This is a genomic window from Microcystis sp. M53603_WE2 (genome assembly GCF_030065435.1).
In genome coordinates this window covers 1-5,813 of sequence record NZ_JASJFF010000281.1, presented here as the reverse complement: position 1 = coordinate 5,813, position 5,813 = coordinate 1, and the positions used below count along the sequence as shown (strand labels likewise).

Annotated in this window: 4 protein-coding genes; all 4 read left to right on the top strand. The window is 43.1% G+C overall.

The genetic code is table 11. From position 1 onward, the window contains the following. Window positions 1–373: 373 nt before the first annotated feature. The 4 genes from PX481_RS06145 to PX481_RS06125 all read left to right on the top strand — a co-directional run bounded on the left by PX481_RS06145 (window position 374) and on the right by PX481_RS06125 (window position 5,514). A complete protein-coding gene (locus PX481_RS06145) occupies window positions 374–892 on the top strand; it encodes a hypothetical protein (RefSeq protein ID WP_002758730.1) in 519 nt (172 codons plus the stop codon). 63 nt (window positions 893–955) lie between these two features. Further along, window positions 956–1,165 (top strand): hypothetical protein, encoded by a 210-nt coding sequence (locus PX481_RS06140; RefSeq protein WP_002758728.1) that lies wholly within the window; start codon window positions 956–958, stop codon window positions 1,163–1,165. Window positions 1,166–1,985: 820 nt separating this feature from the next. Then, window positions 1,986–2,186, top strand: a complete 201-nt coding sequence (locus PX481_RS06135; RefSeq protein ID WP_002758726.1) for a hypothetical protein — start codon at window positions 1,986–1,988, stop codon at window positions 2,184–2,186. Between the two features lie 676 nt (window positions 2,187–2,862). Beyond that, the gene (locus PX481_RS06125) at window positions 2,863–5,514 is read left to right on the top strand and encodes a glycoside hydrolase family 10-like protein (RefSeq protein WP_288093995.1); all 2,652 of its coding nucleotides are present in this window, start codon (window positions 2,863–2,865) and stop codon (window positions 5,512–5,514) included. Window positions 5,515–5,813 lie beyond the last annotated feature (299 nt).

The following is a 5,813-nucleotide window of genomic DNA, read 5'->3' as shown; positions in this document are numbered from 1 at the left end:
TAGACCTCTTGCAAAAGTCTTAAGTCGATCCTTGTACAGCAACATTTTTGAAGATTATCAACTACTAATAAATAATTAACTGAAAGTCCCTCCCATTATTGTTTCTATCGTTTGTTTTCGGATTTATGCAAGAGGTCTAATATTCAGAACGTTTCTGGATAGTACGACTATTCGGTATGTTATTCAGAAATATTCTGGCTATAATCGGAAAATATAAGGAAAGTTTCTTGCTATCACCCTCTATAGGGTGATTATCCCGAAAGTTTCAGCTTTTTGTCCCGTCGAAGTTGACTAGGCGGAAAATGTCAGTATAATCAATAGTTAGACCTCAAATCAGGAACTCAAACAACTTACACTAAGGGGAACAAAGTAGATGGGAAACCTCAGATTGCGGAATTGCACGACTTACCAACTGGAGTATCACAAGATTTTGGCTGGAAGTAGGAGCCACTTTGTTGCCCCAGGAGGAGAGGGCGCAGATATTAAATGGGGCGCAACCTATACTCTGAGAGTCTCACAGGTTGGTGGCGGTAGTTCTGCGAAAAGAGATGCTGTCAATCCAAGCGGTACTTACTATGTAGTTGCGACATCATCTGGTATCCAAATTTTGACAGAGGATCAAATTAAAGGTTTTGGGCAGAATGAAAGCAACCCTTACATTGAGAATTGGCTTGCGGATCACATTGATGCTAACTGCAAAGTAGAATGGAAGCTGATCCAAAGCGTACAGAATTCTGCAATTGATCAAAGTTTTGAGATTACGGAGTTTGTAGGAGTCAAACGTGAATCAACTACAACAGATCGTCTGACTATAAGTAGTTCTAATACTGTTAGCTTGGGTTTGGAAGCTGGCAAAAAAATCAGAGCGGGTGGAGAATTTACATTTAAGTAACTGGAATTAACTGGAAGTATTGGATACGAAAATCGTACTGAGCGAGAGACATTCCACGAATCTATGAAGCATGAAGAAATTTATCATTCAAAAGAGATCAAGAGGAAATTTGATCTTAAAAAGGGTGATTCTCTTTTTGTATGGCAAATTGTAGCCAATGTATTTGGTAATCTAGTTTATCTTGACCACATTGCCTATACAAGCAAAGGTGAAGGGGCACCTACAGAACCTAAGTTCGATGATGTTAAATTGAGCCTCGAAGTATGGCGGTAGGCGAGGGAAAACGTGATCTTTCAAGGGCAGATGTCTTTGCATTCCTGAAAAACACAAAAAATTTGTGTATACAGCTTCCTTGACAGACGGTATTTCGTTCTTTTCAAGATCAAAAACATCATCCTTAATGTTGTTATACAAGGTCTAACAATTCAAATGCAGCGGACGGCTAAGAGCTACTAGAACTAAATTCAGGTTCTTTTACCGCCGCTGATTTGAGCCGTTGGGCTGCTTCTTGTTGTCGGTGAGACATTACTCGAAGGTTTTCTGTTTGAGTCAGGTTTAAGAGCAAAGGCATGGGTTGACTGCAATTGCAGGCTTGATTCGATCCGCTATAATTAACGCACTACCTTTTCTATAAGGGGTACACCACACCTTTCCGAGTGATGGGGCTAAGAGGCAGGTTAACACGACTATCGAGAGGTAGTCCGCTGTGTGGGCAATCGGGTCAATTCCTTAGTCTTTGATCCCTACTGTTATTTTTCCTGCAAAGGAAGAGTAATGCCGGTTCACGAGATCCGGAGGAAGACAGTGTTAAAGGGAAGTAAGCTCAATGGCAACGGGCAGCATAAACCAAATCAGTCACTTCGGTCTTTTTGCCAAAGACTAAAAGTGAGTATTAAGCGGCTAGATCAAACTTCTCGATCTTGTTATCGAAGATTCAGGTTGATTATCAGGCGTTTTTTACCCTTTCTACAGGCTGTAGCTGCGTTGATTGCGATCGCTAAATCTCTAGGGTTCTTGTAGCCCAAGTTAAGTTCGCAAGGCAAGGGAGATATTATTTCTCAATCTTGTCTTTAACATTAGTAGAGGAAGAATAATGTTAACACTTGAACAACTCGAAGTTGCTATCCTCCAGCTTTCACCTAATGATTTTAATCAGCTTTTAGAATGGTTCTTTGATTTAGATTATCAGCGTTGGGACGAACAACTTGAGAATGATATTGCTGCTGGCAAATTGGATAATTTGGCTAAGGAAGCACTGGCTGACTTTGAGGCGGGGCATTACCGGACAATTTAATGCATTTTACGACTCGTAGATTTTGGCAGTGCTATGACTCCTTACCTGAACCTATCCAGCAGGTAGCAGATGAAAATTATGAATTATTGAAGGCTGACCCATCCCATCCGTCGTTACATTTCAAAAAAGTCGGAAAGTATTGGTCGGTTCGGGCAGGTCGAGGTCATAGGGCATTGGGAATAGAAGTGGAGCGCGGCATTTTATGGTTTTGGATTGGCACACATGCAGAGTATGAAAGGTTAATTAAAAGCCAGTAGCGACGGCAGCCCAACACTGCGTTGGTGCGGACGGTAGATAAAACTTGGTCAAGTTGCTGAGATTATCTGCCGCCGCTTATCTTAGTCGTTAGACTTCAATAGGAGATAACGGTGAAGAAAGGAAAGGTAGTTTGTACCACTGTAGTCACATCACTCATCATTTCTGAATTGTGTTTTTTAGCTCCCCTCCAATCCCCACAGCTTTTGCAAGATAAGGTTCTATTCTTGAGCAATATAGAAGCGTGCGAGAATAAATTGATCATAAGCGATCTGTAGTTATTTCATTACTTGTGACAAGCGGCTGATCAATCCCCCAAAACCGATCGCCTCATCACAATTTTTGTTCCCCAAGATACTATTTTTTGGCTAAGTTGGGTAAGATCAGGAGAAGTTAACCAAAAAAATTAAGAGAAAAAAACGTGCTGGGATCGTCCTTCCATCTTGATCATCTGTTTAAAAAGCCCCTAATTGCCTGTCTTTTGTCCTGTGTGGGTGTCTTGCTGCCGATCCCAGTTTTAGCGACACCGGTGGCAGTGTTAAAAAGTCAAGAAAATGCCAATCAATGGACAGATATAACCGAACGTTTGCAAAATGTCGGGGTTAATTACTGCATTCTCCAGAGTAATCAGTGGCAAAGCGACGCGGATCTAAATAAAATTAAGGTTCTAATCATCCCCAACGTCGAGACTATTTCCGGTTTACAAGCTGATGTCTTGAGTCGTTGGCTTAATCGCGGTGGTAAAATTATTGTCACCGGTCCGGCGGGGAATCTTTCGGAACCTGCTGTGCGTCATCAATTGCGATCGCTATTTGGGGCTTACTGGGCCTATCCCCACTCCCAAGCTTACACCCTGCGGCCGACTAATTTGGGTGAACTGAAAAACCAAAAACCTTTAGCCAGCAGTCTCCTCGGTGGTGTGGTTATCCCCACGGGAGTTAATAGCCAAACCGTTGCCGTCTGGGGGGCGCGCAACAATCCCCCCGCCGTTGTCCTCAATAATAACTCGATCTTTCTCGGTTGGCGCTGGGGCAGCGATGCCGTCGCTAATCTCGCCCTCGATAGTGCTTGGCTAGAAACCGCCCTGCAACGCTACGGCATTAATCGCAGTTCTTCTAATAACACAATTGCGCCCTATTGTCAAGGTCAATCAACAATAGTTAATAATATTAATAATACCCCAACAGCGATCTCGCGTAGCGAGCGCGTTGCGATCGCACCCCGTCGCCCTCTACCCCAGATTGCAGAAAATCCCCCCAGGGAAACGGCGAGATTAAGTCCGAGTACCGAGGCAATTCCCCCCAGAGCCAGCCTAACTCCTCAACAAATTAGCCAGATGACGGCGGAATTGCAGGGATTAATCGGGCGTTATGGGGTGACTCTCTTAGCTTTAGAAGCCAGCAACAGTAATATATCCAATACTGATAAATCCTTAGCACAAGCATTTCATAATCGCGGGAAAAATTCCCCCACCTCAGATACAGCCAGACGATTCCGTTTAGCCCTAGAAAATGCCCAAGGAGCTTTAAATAATTTTCAGAATTTAATTGCTCAGGGGGCCTATACCCAAGCGCGAGAATTTTGGTTACAAGCGCGGCGAAGTCTTTGGGATAATTATCCCACTAATCGACAATTTGCCCAGCCAGAAATACGGGCAATGTGGTTAGATAGAGGCACGATCGTAGAAGCTAAAAATGAGGACGATTTAGCTAAAGTATTCGATCGCATGGCGGCAGCGGGTATTAATGTGGTCTTTTTCGAGACAGTTAATGCTAGTTATACTATTTATCCCAGTCAAGTTGCCCCCGAACAAAACCCTTTAACCAGAGGTTGGGACCCCCTAAAAGTTGCCGTTAAATTAGCCCATGAACGCAATATGGAAATCCACGCCTGGGTGTGGGTTTTTGCGGCGGCTAATCAAGCTCATAATAAAGTATTAGAGCAACCATTAGATTATCTAGGTCCGGTTTTATCCCGTAATCCCGATTGGGGGGCAACTAATAAAAGTGGTGGTTCTTTTGATTACAGTCAAGGCATGAAAAAGGCATTTTTTGATCCTGCTAATCCCGAGGTACAGAACTATCTTTTATCTCTTTACGAGGAAATTGTCAAGAATTATGATGTGGATGGCTTGCAGTTAGATTATATTCGCTATCCCTTCCAGAGTCAAGATTCTAATCAAACCTATGGTTATGGTAAATCCGGCCGCTGGTTATTTAAACAAATGACGGGAGTTGATCCAATTACGTTAAATCCCCGGGGTGCTTTATGGGAACAATGGACTAGCTTTAAAATCCGTCAGGTTGATACTTTTGTCTCGCAGGTTTCTACTCGCTTAAAACAGATTCGCCCCCACTTAAAAATGTCGGCGGCGGTGTTTCCCCTAGAACAAAAAGAACGATTATATCGTATTCAACAAAACTGGGAAGAATGGGGACAAAATCAATGGATAGACCTGATATTTTTAATGACTTATGCTCTCGATACAGGGACTTTAGAAGATAAAACCAAGTCTTTATTTGATCGCCAAATTGCAGGAAATGCTCTGATTATACCCGGTATCCGTCTGTTAAAAGTACCCGATCAAGTCACGATCGATCAACTACAATTTATTCGCAATCTTCCCACTTCGGGATTCGCTCTTTTTGCCACAGAAAATCTCAATCCCAACTTGCAAACAATTCTTAATCGCATTCAGGGATCGATAATTACGAAAAAAACCGAACCTTTACCCCACCGTCAACCCTTCAAAACGGCGGCGGCGAGGTTTAATTCCCTGCGTCAAGAGTGGAGTTTTTTAATAATAAATAATTTATGGGCAATGGAGGAGGGAACCTTAAAAGCTTGGGGGCAAGAAGTGGACGAAATGGCTAATCTATTAGAACAATTGGCTAATAATCCCAGCCCTCGCAATTTGACTTTAACTCAAAATGCTTTAAAGCGATTTAGCTATAAATTTAAATCTGTGATGTCCAGACAAAAAGATTTATCTGCCTATCAAATACAGGTCTGGGAAAATCGCCTCGCAACCCTACAAAGTCTCTTAAGTTATGGTCAAATGGTTGAGTTTTAATTAAGGCAAAAGGTAGGAGGCAGGTTTTGGGGTTTTAGGGTTTTAGGGTTTTAGTTCAATTTCCCCACTTCCCCACCTCCCCACTTCATAATTCATCATTCCCACACCCCACGCCCCACACCCCACACCCCACACCCCACACCCCACACCCCACACCCCACACCCCACACTCTCTTGTCAGAGGCCCGCCGGAATATGTAACAATTTATAGAAGAAACCCCCAAGCAAATTTAACGAGAAAAACATGGCAGCTACAATTAAGAAAGGAGCTTTAGTCCGCGTGGTGACGGGAAACCTAG